The 18,155-nt window shown below is 43.3% G+C and carries 9 protein-coding genes; all 9 read left to right on the forward strand.

All coding sequences use genetic code 11. From position 1 onward, the window contains the following. Window positions 1-4 precede the first annotated feature (4 nt). The 9 genes from IM797_RS26490 (at window position 5) to IM797_RS26530 (ending at window position 18,138) form a co-directional block, all read left to right on the forward strand. Complete coding sequence (locus tag IM797_RS26490) at window positions 5-1,399, forward strand: sulfatase (protein ID WP_194130241.1); 1,395 nt, start codon at window positions 5-7, stop codon at window positions 1,397-1,399. Between the two features lie 31 nt (window positions 1,400-1,430). Next, window positions 1,431-3,539 carry a chondroitinase-AC gene (gene cslA, locus IM797_RS26495; RefSeq protein ID WP_194130242.1) on the forward strand — a complete coding sequence of 703 codons (2,109 nt, stop codon included), beginning with the start codon at window positions 1,431-1,433 and terminating at the stop codon, window positions 3,537-3,539. A gap of 129 nt (window positions 3,540-3,668) precedes the next feature. Further along, window positions 3,669-6,821 carry a TonB-dependent receptor gene (locus tag IM797_RS26500; protein ID WP_228099152.1) on the forward strand — a complete coding sequence of 1,051 codons (3,153 nt, stop codon included), beginning with the start codon at window positions 3,669-3,671 and terminating at the stop codon, window positions 6,819-6,821. Window positions 6,822-6,869: 48 nt separating this feature from the next. Beyond that, the gene (locus IM797_RS26505; protein ID WP_194130243.1) at window positions 6,870-8,870 is read left to right on the forward strand and encodes a RagB/SusD family nutrient uptake outer membrane protein; all 2,001 of its coding nucleotides are present in this window, start codon (window positions 6,870-6,872) and stop codon (window positions 8,868-8,870) included. A gap of 20 nt (window positions 8,871-8,890) precedes the next feature. Further along, a complete protein-coding gene (locus tag IM797_RS26510) occupies window positions 8,891-9,925 on the forward strand; it encodes a DUF5017 domain-containing protein (protein WP_194130244.1) in 1,035 nt (344 codons plus the stop codon). A 14-nt stretch (window positions 9,926-9,939) separates the two neighbouring features. Then, the gene (locus IM797_RS26515; RefSeq protein ID WP_194130245.1) at window positions 9,940-11,328 is read left to right on the forward strand and encodes an alpha-L-fucosidase; all 1,389 of its coding nucleotides are present in this window, start codon (window positions 9,940-9,942) and stop codon (window positions 11,326-11,328) included. Further along, window positions 11,328-13,610 (forward strand): hypothetical protein, encoded by a 2,283-nt coding sequence (locus IM797_RS26520; RefSeq protein WP_194130246.1) that lies wholly within the window; start codon window positions 11,328-11,330, stop codon window positions 13,608-13,610. Before IM797_RS26515 ends, IM797_RS26520 begins: the two co-directional genes overlap by 1 nt. Before the next feature lie 24 nt (window positions 13,611-13,634). After that, window positions 13,635-14,906, forward strand: coding sequence for a glycoside hydrolase family 88 protein (locus IM797_RS26525; protein ID WP_194130247.1), 1,272 nt, complete (start codon window positions 13,635-13,637; stop codon window positions 14,904-14,906). Between the two features lie 823 nt (window positions 14,907-15,729). After that, window positions 15,730-18,138, forward strand: a complete 2,409-nt coding sequence (locus tag IM797_RS26530; protein ID WP_228099158.1) for a glycoside hydrolase family 3 N-terminal domain-containing protein — start codon at window positions 15,730-15,732, stop codon at window positions 18,136-18,138. The last annotated feature ends 17 nt before the right edge of the window (window positions 18,139-18,155 follow it).

Raw genomic sequence — 18,155 nt, forward strand, 5'->3', positions numbered from 1 at the left:
GCATATGATTAAAAATCGTTTCATTTTTGCCCTGCTGATCATCTTATTTACAAGTGCAAAGCCAGGATATGCACAAAAGCCGAATGTCATCGTTATTGTGAGCGATGATGCAGGTTATGTTGACTTTGGCTGTTACGGGGGAAAACAGATTCCTACGCCAAATATTGACAGAATTGCCAGGCAAGGCATACTTTTTAAAGACGCTTACGTATCTGCGTCGGTATGTGCCCCATCCAGGGCTGGTATTTTAACCGGCCGTTACCAGCAGCGATTCGGTTTTGAACACAATACTTCCACTTTAATGGCCCCTGGATACCAGGTTACGGATGTTGGTATGGATCCTTCAGAACAAACCATTGGCAATGAAATGCAGGCAAATGGCTATAAAACTATTGCCATCGGCAAATGGCATCAGGGAGATGAAAAAAAACATTTTCCGCTAAATCGGGGCTTTGATGAGTTTTACGGGTTTACAGGCGGGCATCGCGATTTTTTTCCATATCAAGGCAAGCGCAGCGTGGAGCATGCTTTATATGATAACAATCAGGTAGTTCCCGAAAGCAGCATCACCTATCTTACAGATATGTTTACCGATAGGGCAGTTTCATTTATTGATCAGCATACCAAATCGCCTTTTTTTATGTATTTAGCCTATAACGCGGTACATACGCCAATGAATGCTAAAAAAGACCTGATGGATCGTTATGCCAGTATTCCCGACACCGGTAGGTGCGCTTATGCAGCCATGATGACCTCATTAGATGATGGCGTAGGCAAAGTAATGGCTGCCCTCAAACAACATCACCTGGAGGAGAATACACTGGTAATCTTCGTGAATGATAACGGCGGAGCAACGGTTAATTCCTCAGACAATGGTCCTTTACGTGGAATGAAAGGTTCCAAGTGGGAAGGTGGTATCCGGGTAGCTATGCTGATGAAATGGCCCGGGCACCTCGCAGCAAATAAAAGCTATAGCCTTCCTGTAAGTGCGTTAGATATTTTGCCCACCTCAATTGCTGCGGCTAAAGGGAAACAAAAGGGGCCAAAGAAATTAGATGGGGTAAATTTGCTTCCCTACCTCACTGGCCTGAATAAACAAGCACCGCATGAGGCCCTCTATTGGAGACGTGGCGTTGCAGCAGCAATTCGCGAAGGAAAATGGAAATTAATCCGGGTTAAGGAAAATGTCTTACTATTCGACCTGGATAAAGATCTTTCTGAAACGGATAACCTGGCACCTAACTACCCTGAGCGTGTAAAGTCCTTATTGGAAAAGCTACATAAATGGGAAAAGGGTTTGGACAAGCCACACTGGACCAGTTCCTATGGAGATCAAAACCAGATCATCAAACACCGTATGGAAACGAAAGGACGTGAAATGGAAAAAATGTATCCCTAACTGAATCAATCAAACTCAAATGAAGAACCGAATGAAATCCATATTACTAACCTGTTTACTCGCCTTAGGGATGTTCAGGCCTGATTTGTCAAAAGCACAATCCGGTGATCCTGAGGCCTTGATTATGAGCCGGATTGCACTTGATCTGAAAAAGCCTGCGCGCTTTAATGACAGGCCTGCTGAAAAAAATCTGGCTACACTGCAAACCAATGGCAGCTGGGCAGGTATCGACTATAAAGATAAAACGATTACCAACTGGGTGCCAAATGATCACTTGTTGAAGTTGCTGACCCTGATACAGGCTTATGTAGAAAAAGACAGTAAATACTATGCCAACGAAAAGGTTTTTGATTCGATTGTGAAGGCATTCAGATACTGGTACGATCAGGACCCTAAAAGTAACAACTGGTGGCACAATGAAATTGCTACACCCCAGGCTTTAGGCGAGATGCTGATCCTGATGCGTAAAGGGCAAAAACAGGTTCCGGCTGAGCTGGAAGCTTTGTTGATTGAACGCATGAAACGCGGAAATCCGGAAAAATTGACCGGGGCAAATAAGACAGATGTTGCACTCCATTACTTTTACAGAGCTTTATTAACGGGAAATGAGGGGCTATTGGCCAGTTCTACTGCTGAGCTTTTTGATCCCATCAGGTTTGTGCATGATCAGGAAGGCCTGCAATACGATTATTCTTATCTGCAGCATGGTCCGCAATTGCAGATCTCCAGTTATGGCCTGGTATTCATCACCGGGGTTTTGAAAATGATCAATTATGTACAGGGTACACCTTATGCCATCAGCAATGAAAAATTGCAAATGTTTTCGACCTATTACCGGAACACTTATCTGAAAGCGATCCGGGGGAGTTATATAGACTTCAATGTGGAGGGCAGAGGGGTAAGCAGACCTGATATTTTAAGAAAGCGCGGTGAGAAAAGCAGGTTAATTGTGGCAACAATGGTTGATCCGATACACGCAGATGATTGGAAAAATGCCATCGCACGTACAGACAGCACAGCAGCACCCGATTATAAGATTGAACCTTTTCACAAGCAATTTTGGAATGCAGATTACGTGATGCACCTTAGGCCCGGTTATTCTTTCAACGTGAGGGCTGTGAGCAACAGGACCAAACGTAGTGAGTCTGGAAATAAAGAGAACTTACTGGGCCGGTACCTGAGCGACGGAGCAACAAATATCCAGGTGCGCGGACCTGAATATTTCAACATTATGCCGGTTTGGGAATGGGATAAAATCCCTGGTACCACCACCCGCGACTATGCCGCCGATCAGGCTACAACAAAATTCTGGGGTGAAGATGGAAGTACCGCTTTTTCAGGAGGTGTTTCTGATGGCGTGTATGGGGCAACTGCTTATAACTTGAGCTTTGACAGCCTTGCCGCAAAAAAAGCCTGGTTCTTTTTTGATCAGGAAATTGTATGTTTGGGGACAGGCATACATAGCAATGCTTCTGAAAATATTGTGACTACAGTAAATCAGAGTTGGTTAAACGGAGATGTGCTGGGGTCGGCGATTAAAGGAACGTTTGGTAAAGGTAAAACATCGGTATTTAACAATGAAAAACAAAGCTGGGTTTTACATGATGGCATCGGTTATGTATTCCCAAATGAAAGTAAGGTAACTTTGAGCACTATCAATCAAAAAGGAAACTGGTACCACATTAACAATTCACATCCCAAAACGGAACTTTCCGGTGATGTTTTTAAACTGTGGATCAATCATGGTGTAAAACCGGATGCGGGTAGTTATGCCTATGTCGTTTACCCGGGTATTAAAAACAGCCTGCCACTAAGCAATTTTAGCAAATCGGGTATTCAGATCATTTCCAACACCCCGCAAATTCAGGCTGTAGCCAATGAAAAATTGAATATGCTGCAAGTTGTATTTTACGAACCAGGTGTATTGACACTGGATGGTTACCTGGTGCAGGTAGATAAAGCCTGTATTTTAATGATCAGGGACTTGAAGCAAAAGGCTGTAATTTCGATTGCAGATCCCTTACAAAAGGAAGACCGTGCTTTGGTTAGTATTGCGAATTTGTCGGCGGGTACAAAGAAAGAATACCCGGTTAATTTCCCAAAAAATGAATTTGCCGGTTCTACAATAACAGTTAGATAGCTATGTTAACGAATTATTACCCTCATTTAAATTAATTAGACACCCTTTATTTGGGCTGTTGATGCTCAAATTTGATTGAAGTAATCGAGGGGTTACAAACGAGCAAACCAAATTTAAACTTACTGAAGTATGAGAAAAATTTACATGATTGTAATGTGCCTGGTTTTTTCTATCGCAGCATTTGCCCAGCAAAACCGCAAGGTGGAAGGGACTGTGACAGAGCAGGGGACAGGGACACCTTTAATAGGGGTAAGCGTGCTGGTTAAAGGCAGCAAGGTTGGCGCTACCACAAACATAGACGGAAAGTTTTCCATCCAGATTCCTAAAGCAGGAAACTCGGTTCTGGTATTCACTTATATCGGGTATATACAAAAGGAAGCGATTGTTGGAGACCGGACAACCGTAAACATGAGTCTGGCAGAAGACAATAAAATGCTCAACGATGTTGTGGTGATCGGATATGGAACTTCAAAGAAAGCAGATTTGGTCAGTTCGGTAGGCCAGGTAGATATGAAAGACCTGGTAAAAGCACCAGTGCGTTCTATTGATGAATCGCTAGCCGGTCGTGTTGCCGGTGTACAGGTAAACTCATCCGATGGCCAGCCTGGCTCATCTGTCAATATTGTGATCAGAGGAGCCAATTCCATTACGCAAAATAACAGTCCGCTATATGTTGTTGACGGTTTTCCAATAGAAGGTTTCAACCTGAATGTTTTTGATCCCCAGGAGGTCGAATCTATTGATGTGTTGAAGGATGCGTCTGCAACGGCTATTTATGGGGCAAGAGGCGCAAATGGCGTGATCATGATTACAACCAAAAAAGGAAAGGTTGGTGAGCCGGTAATTTCTTTTAACCCAACAGTGAGTCTGGACAACAACATCAAGACCATGAAGCTGATGGATACTTATGAATTTGCTAAAATGCAACTGGAACTGGTGCCGGGCGCGCTTGGTTCTGCCTCAGATCCGACGCCAATTTACGTACTATTGACAAGACCTGGGAAAACACTGGAAGATTATAGAAATGTGCAGGCCACAGATTGGCAGACCCCATTTTTTCAGACCGGGGTAAGACAGGACTATTCCCTGGCATTAAGGGGTGGAACGGATAAAACTGTCTACGCCATTTCCGGAAACCTGAACGATCAGAAAGGTACCATCATCAATACCGCCTATAAAAGGTACCAGGGCAGAATCACTTTGGATCAAACTTTAACAAGTAAAATCAAAGTAGGGATCAATGCCAATTATGCTTATTTGCTGCGTTCAGGAAATTCAGCAGCCCAGGGTACGGGTGGAAGCGGAACAACCAATATTTTGTATAGTGTTTGGGGTTATACACCAATTGGAGAATATACGGAGGATGAACAAATCGATGAAACCACCTCCAGCGGAACGGATTATAAATTCAACCCGATCCTGAATCAGAAAAACCTATTGCGCAACAATAAAACACACAATTTAAATGTAAGCGGGTATTTTGATTACGCCATTACCAGGGAGTTGAAGTTGAGGGTAACGGGCGGCATCAACAATACCAGGGTAATTAATGAAATCTTTAACAATTCCAATACTTATCCGGGTAGCCCAAATACTACTCCTGGCCGTACCAGTGGTGTAAACGGTTCGATATCCGAAGCCAGCACCAACAACTGGTCTAATGAAAATACGCTGACCTGGACAAAAACCTATAACAAAGATCACAACCTGAATATCTTAGGCGGATTTTCATCACAAGGAAATACGAGCAGCACTTATGGCTTTGGCGCTACCTTTTTGCCAAATGAGAAATTGGGCATCAGCGGTTTAAATGAAGGGATTGTAAATCCGGTAACTACGGCAATCAGTTCATTATGGTCCCTGTCGTCTTTTTATGGAAGGGCTAAATACAATTATAAATCTAAGTACTATATCGAGGCTTCTTACCGTGCAGATGGATCTTCTAAATTTGCTCCGGGTAACAAATGGAGTTACTTCCCTTCTGTAGGTGCTTCATGGCGTTTCATCAAGGAAGATTTTCTGAAAGATAGTAAAGTGATCTCTGATGGTAAATTGAGGGCCAGTTTTGGTAAGACAGGAAACAACAGGGTCAATGATTTTGCTTATTTATCTTCCAATGATGTTGTTCCTGGCAATTCTTATCCATGGAACAACGCGTATGTAACCAGTATCATCCCAACAACACTTGGAAATCCAAAAGTGAAGTGGGAAACGACAGATCAATATGATGCAGGTGTGGATCTGGCTTTTTTCAACAACAGAATTTCCTTTACTGCTGATGTGTACAAAAAGAATACAAAAGACTTGCTTTTGAGGGCAACACTTCCAACTTCAAGTGGTTATACTACCGCATTTAAAAATGTGGGTGCGGTATCCAACCGTGGATTGGAACTTACACTGAGTACAATAAATATCAATAAAAAAGATTTTCAATGGAGCAGCAGTTTTAACATTTCCTTTAACAGGAACAAAGTGCTTGCTTTGGCAGAAGATCAGCAAACGTTATTGTCTACCACCAATTGGGACAATGGTTATACCAATATTCCTTCGTACATCGCGAAAATTGGTGAGCCCCTGGGTCTGATGTATGGCTTTATCTGGGATGGCTTATACCAATACAACGATTTCACCAAAACCTCAACAGGTGAGTATTTATTAAAAGACAATGTACCTACCAATGGTGCCAATCGTCAGAACATTCAGCCTGGAGACATCAAGTATAAAGACATTAACGGAGATGGAAATATAAATGCTTCTGATTATGCTGTTATTGGCAACAGCTTACCTCTACATACCGGGGGTTTTACCAATAACTTCACTTACAAAAACTTTGACCTGAACGTTTTTTTCCAATGGTCTTACGGTAACGATATTCAAAATGTAAACCGCATGGTGTTTGAGGGAAATGCATTGGGTAAACGGTTTTTACAGCAGTATGCGAGCTATACAGACCGCTGGTCGCCAGAGAATCAGAATTCATCCAATTACCGTACAGGTGGATTTTCAGTAGCAGGCTATTCATCCAAGACCATTGAAGATGGTTCCTTCCTTCGTTTGAAAACAGTGTCCCTGGGCTATAATGTACCTAAAACTTTGCTGAACAAAATCAAAGTTAAGGCAGTCCGCGTTTTTGTTTCCGGACAGAATTTGTATACCTGGACAAAATATACGGGTCTTGATCCGGAAGTGAGTACCTACAATTCGGTACTTACCGGTGGATTTGATTATAGCGGCTACCCGAGAGCCCGGATTGTGGCTTTTGGTGCAAACGTTACTTTTTAACACCAGCTCATTAAATGAACTCAAGACATTCACAGAAATTCAACTGACATGAAAAAGTTATTATTTTCTCTACTCATATTAAGCACAGGTTTATTTTCCTGTAAAAAGTTTTTGGATACCGTACCTACAGATAATCTTTTGCCGGAAGAATATTACGATTCTGAAGCAAAATTGTTAAATGCCCTGGCAGGGGTATATTATCCTTTGTCTACGCCGGCATTGTACGGTAATTTTTTAAATAGTGATTTCAACATTTCCGATGAGGCATTTTATCAGCGGAACACACAAACCACTGGTGTATCTGTGTATAACTTTGACTATGCCGATAACAGTGTAGCGGCATTATGGCAGCAATGCTACGTTGGTATTGAAAGGGCAAACATGCTCATTGCCAATATCAATGTTGCAAAGATGGACGAAGCAAAGCGTAAACCCATTCTTGGCGAAGCTTTGTTTATGCGTGGCTATTATTATTTTCTATTGGCCAGTAATTTTGGCGATGTACCACTTAAACTGGAGCCAACCAAATCGCCCGCTGCGGAAGATGTTCAGGTTAAACGTACGCCGGTAAAAGAAGTTTATACCCAGATCCTGATGGATATGACTCAAGCTGAAGGGCTGACCAGCAAAATCAGCGATTTTGGATTTAGTGGTCGCGTGGCCAAAACAACAGTACAAGGCATTTTAGCCCGGGTTTGCTTAACCATGGCCGGTGCACCTTTAAAAGATGAAGCTAAATATGCCGAGGCCAAAGCCTGGGCATTGAAAGTCAAAGAATCGGGAGAGCACCGGTTAAATTCCAGCTACAAACAACTGTTCGTAAATATGCATCAGGATTTATATGATGTTAAGGAAAGCATGTGGGAAGTAGAGTTTAAAGGAAATGGTGCTGATGGTCTTGGATCAACTGGTCGGGTAGGTAATCTGGGAGGTATCCAGATGCAGGCGACCACAGCCATCGGACTTAAAATTGGTTACTGTTATGGCTTTTTACATACTACAGCAAGGTTATTTAATCTTTTCCAACCTGGTGATTTAAGAAGAGACTGGAACCTGGCGCAGTTCAACTACATTACATCTTATACAGACCGGTACTATTACAATTACTATACAGCAGCGCAGGTTTACAACCGCGATGCGGCTAAATTTAGAAGAGAGGCTTATGTTTTAGACAATAAAAATCAGAACACCACACCGATCAATTATCCACTTTTAAGGTATTCTGATGTCTTGTTAATGCTTGCGGAAGCGGAAAACCACATCAACGGGCCAACTGCACTGGCCTATGATGCCATTAACCAGGTCAGAAGAAGAGCCTATGGACTTGATCCTGCTACTGCTGCTACCACAATTTCTGTTGTCAATAACATCACACTGGCCACTGCTGGCAATACCGGTTACTTACTTACACTGAACAATATTCCGGTTACCTTAACCGGAGGTGGTGGAACGGGTGCAACCGCCGAAGCTACGGTATCTACCAGTACGGGTAAGGTTACCGGCATTGCTGTACTAAATCCGGGTAAAGGATATACTGCTGTACCAACTGTAACCATTGGTACAGCATGGGCTGCCAATGTTGCATATGCAGTGAATACCCAGGTTTTTAACGGCAATAATGTATATACGGTTACAACCGCGGGTACTTCTACGGCAACCGGGCCTACACAAACTTCAGGGGCGTCGGCTGCTGCGGTAACGGGTGCTGTATTTACTTATGCAGGTTTGAGGGCAACAGCCACGGCCACGATTGCCACATCGACTATAGATCTTGTCGGTCTGGATCCGAACAGTTTCCAACTGGCTGTTGAAGATGAGCGGTCGAGAGAGCTTTGCTTTGAAGCTTTAAGAAGACCCGATCTGATCCGTTGGGGCAAATGGGTGACTACCATGAATACGGTAGGTGCAGAGATCAGGGCCAATGCTGGCGCAACTTTCTCTTATGGTGGTTTAGCAGGTTCAAATGTTGCACCTAAACATGTCCTGTTTCCAATTCCTGCAGCTGAGATTACAGTGAATAAAGCGGCAACTCAAAATCCAGGCTGGTAATTCAATTAAACTAAGAAATTATGAGACTTTTAAATACAATTATACTTGCCGGCACACTGATGTTGGCGGCCTGCGATAAATCCATAGATGAAAAACCGGTTTCATTTGATGTTGTCAGTACCAGGACCAACGGACAGGCAAGTTCATCTTTTAAAACAACCGATACGATTGTTTATCAATTGAGCGGATTGCCAGATGTAATCACCTTTTATTCTGGTGCAATAGGACAACGTTATGAATTTAAAGACCGCATTACGGCCAATGGTACGCCACAGCTTCAATTTAGTTCGCTGCGGGCAAACGGGTCACAGAGCAACTCAATCCAGTTGATGATCTCTACAGATTTTAAAGGTGTGGTGGCCAAATCGCAAACCATTACAGGGGTTATTACCCGCGATACTGCGGCTACCAATGCCAATATTGCGGCTGCCAGCTGGACAGATATCAGCAGCAGGGCAACATGGTCAACAGGTGCAACTACGGCAACCCCTTCCGGAGTTGTGGATTTATCCGATTACGCCAGTCAGGGCAAACCCGTATTCATCGCTTTTAAATATAAAGCAGTGGCGGGTAGCATTCAGAATAAATGGACCATTACTGGACTTTCTGTCAACAACGTGCTGGAAGACAAGACTGTTTATACCCAGGCCAATTTTGCAGCATCTAATCAGTCCATCACCAATTACGGTGTAAATACACCTGGATTGGGCTGGCTGAGTAGTATTGATGAAAACCTAAATGCAAACAAATATGCTTGGGTATATACTACTGGTGTCGGAACTGCAGGTTCCTTGGTGATCACGGGCGCAGCTACAGTGGCAGCAGCCACTGCTCCAGCCGAAGCCTGGGCCATTATGGGGCCACTCGATTTGCGCAAGGTAACGCCAGATGCGGGTGTTGGCATCAAAGAGATTTCTGCACAGGTAAAAAGCTATACTGCTACCGTAAGTTATCCGGCAGGTAATTATACCGCAACTTTTGTGGCTGCCAACAATACTGTTGATGGACGGTCTGTTGCTGTTAAGCAGTTGCCGATCACTATTGTAAATCCTTAACGCCAATTGTTCCTATGAAAAGAATTTTGATATTCTGCTTTACGTTGGTTTGCTGCGGGAATTTATTTGCGCAGCAAACCAATCCTTCTTCGGCAGATATGCAGTGGTGGAAGGATGGCAAATTTGGTCTGTTTGTGCATTGGGGCTTATACTCCGTAACTGCTGGCGACTGGAAAGGGAAACCTTCCAAAGGCAATGAACATTTCATGTTGTATGAACGGATTCCGGTAAAAGAATATGCTAAAATCGCAGACGACTTTAATCCGGTTAAGTTTGATGCAGATGCCTGGGTAAAGGCTGCAAAAAATGCGGGGATGAAATATGTGGTATTTACGAGTAAGCACCACGATGGTTATGCCATGTATCAATCTGCTGCAAGTGATTACAATATTGTCAAAACAACCAAATGGGGTAGGGATCCCATTAAGGAGCTGGCTGCTGCCTGTAAGAAATATGGACTTCAGCTTGGCTTGTATTATTCATTGGGGCGTGACTGGGAAGATCCTGATGTGCCGACCAATTGGCCTGAAAAGGCCGGGAGAAGTAATACCTGGGATTTTCCTGATGAAGATGGAAAAGTGTTTGCCAGGTATTTTGAGCGTAAGGTTAAGCCACAGATCAAAGAGCTGCTTAGCAATTATGGTCCGATTGGCATCTTGTGGTTTGATACACCTGAACTGATCAATAAGGCACAAAGTACAGAACTGGAAGCCCTGATTAGAAAAATACAGCCCAAATGCATCATCAATAGCCGGATTGGTAACGGACTAGGCGATTACCTGGTTTCGGAGCAGCAGATTTCTGCTTCAAAGCTGGCTAAACCCTGGGAAGCCTGCATCACCATGAGTGGTAAATGGAGTTACAACCGCTATGATAAAGCCTGGAAATCACCAGAATTACTGGTCAGACAACTGGTAGAAATTGTGTGTAAAGGCGGCAATTTTTTATTGAATGTAAATCCTGATGGTCAGGGCGCCTTACCTGCGCAAAGTTTAACGAACCTGGAGGCGATCGGGAAATGGATGGACATCAATAAAGAAGCCATTTATGGCGTTCAACCCTGGACCGTAACTTCAGAAAGTGTAGCAGGCCCGGTAGCTGAAGGTATTAAAAAGCCATCCGGACTGGTAGATACGGACAATGACAATACAGCGAAAAGTATTGTACCAGACCTCTATTTTTCACAAAAGAAAGGACTGGTATACGTTTATGCCCGCAGCTGGAAGCAAGGTGAAATACTGGTGAAAACCATGAATACTGAAAAATTGCGCGTCAGGTCGGTTTCAGTTCTGGGGCTGAAAGGTAAGGTCGACTGGAAACAAGACGCAAGCGGCCTGGCGATAACATTACCAGAGAAAATGACATCCGAAATTCCTATTTACGTATTTAAAATCACACTGTAATGAGACGCATTCTATGCCTGATCAGTATGGTGACTTTATTCATCATGCTTGCTGCGAAAGATTTGCAGGCGGTAAGCCAGGACCCGGTAGGGATCAACTGGCCAAAGTTTCTTTCAGGATGCGATATCGTTTATGATGACTTAGGTAGCAGCTGGAACGAGGGATTGTTTACCGGAAATGGACTGTTGGGGACCATGATTTACCGCGATTCAGATGACGGATTAAGAATCGATATTGGCAGGAGTGATGTGAGAGACCACCAGTCGGGCAATGGCTCTCCGCTTTTAGGCAAAGCAAGATTACCTATTGGGCATTTCCTGCTGAAACCGGTAGGCAAGATCAGGAAGATCAGTGCCAGACTGGATTTGTGGAATGCAGAAATTAAAGGCACAATTTATACGGATAAAGGTACAATTGAGTTTAAAAACCTCACTTTTTCTGAGCGTAATGTCATTTACTTCAGTACAGCATATACCGGTGAGGAAAGTGGTTCCAGCTGGCAATGGGTACCGGAAGCATCCGTAAGTACAAGAACCAAATATTCACATATCAAAGTTCCCGAGCAATACAAAGGTAATCCTGAAGGCCGGCCGGGTAAAAGCGGAGCGGTTGAATTTTACAACCAGACCATGCATGCAGGTGGTGGCTATGCCACAGCCTGGAAACGTATCGCTTCAAGATCTGGTGCAGACTATCTTATTACAATTGCTTATCAAACTCAAGCTGATCAGTATGTAAGCGAGGCGGTTGCAAGCCTGAATAAATTGAATTCAGCAGCAGTTCAGCAGCAGCTTTTAAAACACAGGGAATGGTGGCATGCTTATTATCCGCAAAGCTTTTTAAGCCTGGCAGATCTGAGGATGCAAGCTTTTTACTGGTTACAACAGTATAAGTTAGCTTCGGCCACAAGGGCCAATAAACCGGCCCTGGATTTAATGGGGCCTTGGTTTAAACAAACTCCATGGCCTGCTTACTGGTTCAATTTAAATATTCAGCTGAGCTATAGTCCGCTTTATGCCGCAAATAGGCTTGGCATTGCCAGCTCATTGATGCAGATTATAGATCAGCAGCAGGAAAACCTGATCAAAAATGTACCTGAGGAATATCAATATGATGCGGCAGGACTATCCAGAGCTTCCGGTGCCGACCTGATTTCGCCTGTAAAGCTGGTTGCGGGTTCAACGGAAGAGATTTCAAATGGCGAAGCGGAATTGAGCAATCTGACCTGGATTTTGTATTATTATTGGCAGCATTACCGGTATAGTATGGATAAGGAAGTGTTGAAAAAGCTATTCCCTCTGTTGAAAAGAAGTATCAATTACCCACTTCATTTATTGAAAAAAGGTGATGATGGTAAATGGCATTTTTCGGTTAAAACGCATTCTCCAGAATATCCTGTTGGAAAAGGTACAGATACGAATTACGACCTTTCTTTATTAAACTGGGGTTGCAAAACACTGCTACGGATCAATGCAGAATTGAAGCTTAATGATCCCCTGGAAGCTAAGTGGACAGAGGTGCTGAAAAACCTGGTTCCTTATCCAACAGACGAAAATGGATATCGCATTGCTGCTGATGTACCTTTCAACCAGTCGCATCGCCATTATTCACATTTATTGATGGTTTATCCTTTGTACCTGGTTAACTGGGATCAGGAGGAGCACCGTGAATTGATCAGCAAATCGCTTAAACACTGGCATAGTTTTCCGGCCGCGTTGCAAGGTTATTCATTTACTGGCGGCGCTTCTATGTATGCGATGATGGGTAAAGGAGACTCGGCCAGGGATTACCTGAACCAGTTACTCGATAAATTTGTACAGCCCAATACCATGTACCTGGAAAGCGGCCCGGTCATCGAAACACCATTGGCAGCTGCAGCCAGCATCCAGGAGCTTTACCTTCAATACTGGGATGATGTGGCAAGAATATTTCCAGCAGTTCCTTCAGACTGGCAGAATGCGGCCTTTCAGAACCTGCGTACCGAAGGCGCCTTTTTACTCAGTGCGGTAAGGCAGCAGGGTAAAACCCGGTGGATTAAAATTGAAAGTTTGAATGGCGGGGATTTGGCCATGAAAACTGGTTTTCAGCAGAAACCTAACCTCAAATCAGCTTCCGATGTCATGTTATCAGATCAGGGTAAGGGCGTGTGTACTTTGAGGATGCCTAAAGGTGCGGTGGCGCTGCTGTATGTTGATGAAATGGATTTGAGTATTGCTGTAGCAGATGTAATTGGCTATAGCCAGAACGACAATAGCTTCGGGAAGCTTGGTAAGAAGAAATAACAATTAGAAATAAAACAAACACAGATGAAATTAACCGAATTTAATATGAAAAGACCCGGTCTGTTACTGGCTTCTATACTTGCAGTTACGGTGTCAGTATCCTCATTTATATGGTTTTCGCCCAAGACGGAGCTGATTAAAAAAGATTTTTCGACCGCTGAAAAGCAATATTCCAAAATGCTGAAAAGCCAGACTGATTTGACCCAGTTTCCACGTACTTCTGATAAAAATGGTGCGGTAAAAACAACCGATGTTTGGGATTGGACACAGGGTTTTTTTGCTGGCGGTTTATGGTATATTTATGAGTACACGAAGAAACCAGAGTGGAAGGCTGCTGCCACAAAGTGGACAGAAGCATTAGAACAAGCTCAGTTTTTAACGCAGCATCATGATGTTGGCTTTGTGATGTATTGTTCTTATGGCAATGCGGTAAGGTTTGAGAAAGACCCGGCAAAACTGGAGAAGTATCATAAAATATTGATTCAATCTGCAGAGTCTGCATTAACCCGTTTTGATCCTAAAGTAGGATTGATCAAATCCTGGAATACCAAGGCTTCATGGGATAAAAAAACAGTCTGGCAATACCCGGTAATCATCGACAACATGATGAACCTGGAAATGCTATGTTACGTTTCTAAGCTGACCGGCAATCCAAAGTATAAAGATGTAGCCATAAGTCATGCGCTGAATACCATGAAAAATCATTTCAGGCCAGATTTTAGCACCTACCACGTTGTTGACTATGATGCCAATGGAAATGTGTTGCACCAGCAGACCAACCAGGGGTATGCGGACAATTCGACCTGGTCGAGAGGGCAGGGCTGGGCAATTTATGGTTTCACCATGATGTACCGCGAAACCAGGGATCAGCGTTTTCTGGATGCCGCACAAAAGGCTGCGGATTTCTATATCAACCATCCCAATTTACCAAAAGACAAGATCCCTTACTGGGATTTCAATGTCAATCAGTCGGGATATCAACCGGATTGGGCTTATGACGCCAATAAACTTTCTTATATTCCCCGAGACGCATCGGCAGGAGCACTGACAGCCTCAGGTTTATTGGAGTTAAGTACCTTTGCTAAAGACGGTAAAAAGTACTTTACGCAAGCGGAAATGATGCTAAAGTCTTTGTCTGGGGCAGACTACCTGGCTAAACCCGGTACAAATGCCGGATTTATTTTGAAGCATTCGGTAGGCAGTTTTCCGCACAATAGTGAAATTGATGTGCCTTTAATTTATGCGGATTATTATTTCCTTGAAGCATTGTTGCGCTATCAAAAAATCGAAAAATAATTTTTTCAGTGAAAGCAAGGAACAAGTTAAGCGATGATTTTTTATGAATGGCCTGACGCATAACTGTATTGTGCATTTTTGATGCTGAATCGCAGAAAATCATAGAAGATTTCGTTGTATAATTTATACATTTGTTCAGTTTAGGTTTGTAACTATCTAATTTGTGTTCCTACAATTGGTGCCTGAACAGTATTTAACAGGGACGTTCGCAGCGTCCCTGTTTTTTTATGTCTGAACCAGACCTCTTTTCAATTGATTTAGCAGGGAGCTATTAAGACTAGTCCGCAAGCTTGTCAGTCAATAAATTAATCAAGTAAGCCATTAAGTAATCAATCAAGTAATTAAGTAATCAATTAATCAAGCAATTAAGCAAGCAATCAAGTAATCAATTAAACAAGCAAATAAGTAAGCAATTAGGTAATCAATCACGCAATCAATCAAGCAAGCAATTAAACAATCAATTAAGTAAGCGATCAAGTAATCAATTAAACAAGCAAATAAGTAAGCAATTAGGTAATCAATCACTCAATCAATTAAACAAGCAATTAAGTAAGCAATCAAGTAATCAATTAAGCAAGCAATTAAACAATCAATCAAGTAAGTAACCAATCACACCATACCCGGGTGTATATATGGAGGCAAATTTGGTGCCTCCGAAAGGTCCTAGGCGCTCTTTGCTCCCCTTCAGGAGCCTAAGAGATGCCAGACCTAGAGGAGCGCACCTAATTTGCATGTTAAAATAGTTGAACTTAATGCCAATTTCAACCCATCATAAAATCCTATTTTAGTGGATTAGAACCATTTCTTGCAATTTTTTACTCACATGATGAAATACAAGCCACTGGCATTGGCCGCATTGCTGTCTTTAGCAATGACTGCCGATGCACAAAAGAAGAATATCTATCACAAAGGCTGGGTAGATTTCAACAAGAACGGAAAAATGGATGTTTTTGAAGATCCTGCTAAACCCGTAGAAGCCAGGATTAAAGATTTGCTGAGCCAAATGACACTGGATGAGAAAACCTGCCAGACGGCTACACTTTACGGGTATGGGCGGGTGCTTAAAGATGAGATGCCGACAGCGGACTGGAAAAATCAAATATGGAAAGACGGTATAGCCAATATTGATGAAGAGCTGAACAGTTTGCCTTACAATAAGAAAGCGGTAACCGCTTATTCCTATCCTTTCAGCAAACATGCCAATGCGATTAACACAGTACAGAAATGGTTTGTAGAAGAGACGAGAATGGGAATCCCTGTTGATTTCAGCAATGAAGGTATTCATGGTTTATGCCATGATCGGGCAACACCTTTTCCGGCACCCATCAATATTGGTACGACCTGGAACCGGGAGCTGGTTTACCGTGCCGGAGGTACGGTGGGTAGAGAAGCGAAAGCATTGGGCTATACCAATGTGTATGCACCAATTCTTGATGTTGCCAGAGACCAGCGCTGGGGGAGGGTAGTGGAATGCTATGCTGAAGATCCTTATTTAATTGCAGAATTGGGTAAACAAATGACCCTGGGTATTCAGGATCAGGGCACAGCCGCCACATTAAAGCATTACGCCGTTTACAGCGTACCAAAAGGAGGCCGGGATGGGCAGGCACGTACTGACCCGCATGTTGCACCGAGAGAATTGCATGAAATGTTTTTGTATCCATTCAGAAGGGTGATTCAGGAAGCGAAACCCATGGGGATTATGAGTAGTTATAACGATTGGAACGGGGAGCCGGTTACCGGAAGTTATTATTTTCTAACAGAATTGCTTCGTAAGCAATATGGTTTTGATGGCTATGTGGTATCTGACAGCGAAGCCGTTGAATTTATCTCCAGTAAACATCATGTTGCTGCGGATTATAAGGGTGCCGTAAAGCAGGCTATTGAAGCGGGACTGAATGTACGTACCCATTTCACGATGCCGGAAAATTTTATCCTGCCGCTTCGGGAATTGGTTAAAGAAGGTTCTGTATCTATGAAAACGCTGGATGAGCGTGTAGCTGATGTACTTCGTATAAAATTCAGACTGGGGCTTTTTGATGATCCCTATGTCAAAGATCCTGCTTCATCGGATAAAAAAGTACATACCCAGGCCGACGAAGAGATCGCCGTTCAGTTGAACCGCGAGTCTATGGTCTTGTTAAAAAACGACAAAGGAGTTTTGCCCCTGGATGTTAACAACTATAAGAATATACTGGTTACTGGCCCTTTAGCGACTGAAACAACTTATACAACCAGCAGATACGGTCCTTCTAATAACCCGATTACCTCTATTTTAGATGGGATAAAGGGATTTGTTGGGCAGAAAGCGAAAGTCCATTATGCCAAAGGATGTGAGGTAATTGATGCCAAATGGCCGGAAAGCGAAATTATTCCTACCGAGCTGAGTACAGCAGAACAAACTCAGATTAATGAGGCTGTTGAGGCTGCAAAGCAGGCTGACATTGTGATTGCGGTGGTTGGGGAAACGGATGATCAGGTTGGGGAGAGTAAATCGAGAACCGGACTAAACTTACCCGGCAGACAGCTGTTGCTCTTGCAGGCGCTTCATGCTACAGGGAAAACCATTGTTATGGTGATGGTTAACGGGCGGCCTTTAACAATCAATTGGGAAAACCGGTTTCTACCAGCCATCCTTCAGGCGGGTTTTCCGGGGCCATCGGCAGGTAAAGTTGTGGCTGAAACATTATTCGGGGATAACAATCCCGGGGGTAAGTTAACCATGACCTATCCAAAATCAATTGGGCAAATTGAATTAAATTTCCCTTTCAAGCCTGGTTCTCAAGCTGGTCAGGGTAAAAATGACGATCCCAATGGGAATGGAAAGACGCGGGTTTTAGGTGCACTATATCCCTTCGGTTATGGCTTAAGCTATACCACCTTCGAATTTAGCAACCTGCAGGTTAACCCGACAGAAATTAATGCCCAGGCGGATATACAAATAAGCGTAGATGTTAAAAATACAGGATCAAGAAAAGGCGACGAGGTGGTGCAGCTTTACCTTAAAGACTTGGTGAGCAGTGTCACCGTTTATGAATCCGTATTGAGAGGATTTGAACGTGTAAAACTCGCAGCCGGAGAAACCAAAACTGTACGATTTACCCTGCATCCGGATGACCTTGCCCTCCTGGATAAAAACATGAACTGGACCGTCGAACCCGGTAAATTTGAAGTGATGATCGGCAACTCCTCAGAGGACATCAAACTGAAAAAAGAATTCACAGTCAAATAACATCGCGCTAAATAATG

Origin of the sequence: Pedobacter sp. MC2016-24, from assembly GCF_015223055.1 — a bacterium.
GTDB lineage: Bacteria > Bacteroidota > Bacteroidia > Sphingobacteriales > Sphingobacteriaceae > Pedobacter.

What these genes read in the sequence shown, in the direction of transcription:
- IM797_RS26490 (WP_194130241.1), top strand. Translation starts at nt 5, where the DNA reads ATGATTAAAAATCGTTTCATTTTTGCCCTGCTGATCATCTTATTTACA.
- cslA (WP_194130242.1), top strand. Translation starts at nt 1,431, where the DNA reads ATGAAATCCATATTACTAACCTGTTTACTCGCCTTAGGGATGTTCAGG.
- IM797_RS26500 (WP_228099152.1), top strand. Translation starts at nt 3,669, where the DNA reads ATGAGAAAAATTTACATGATTGTAATGTGCCTGGTTTTTTCTATCGCA.
- IM797_RS26505 (WP_194130243.1), top strand. Translation starts at nt 6,870, where the DNA reads ATGAAAAAGTTATTATTTTCTCTACTCATATTAAGCACAGGTTTATTT.
- IM797_RS26510 (WP_194130244.1), top strand. Translation starts at nt 8,891, where the DNA reads ATGAGACTTTTAAATACAATTATACTTGCCGGCACACTGATGTTGGCG.
- IM797_RS26515 (WP_194130245.1), top strand. Translation starts at nt 9,940, where the DNA reads ATGAAAAGAATTTTGATATTCTGCTTTACGTTGGTTTGCTGCGGGAAT.
- IM797_RS26520 (WP_194130246.1), top strand. Translation starts at nt 11,328, where the DNA reads ATGAGACGCATTCTATGCCTGATCAGTATGGTGACTTTATTCATCATG.
- IM797_RS26525 (WP_194130247.1), top strand. Translation starts at nt 13,635, where the DNA reads ATGAAATTAACCGAATTTAATATGAAAAGACCCGGTCTGTTACTGGCT.
- IM797_RS26530 (WP_228099158.1), top strand. Translation starts at nt 15,730, where the DNA reads ATGATGAAATACAAGCCACTGGCATTGGCCGCATTGCTGTCTTTAGCA.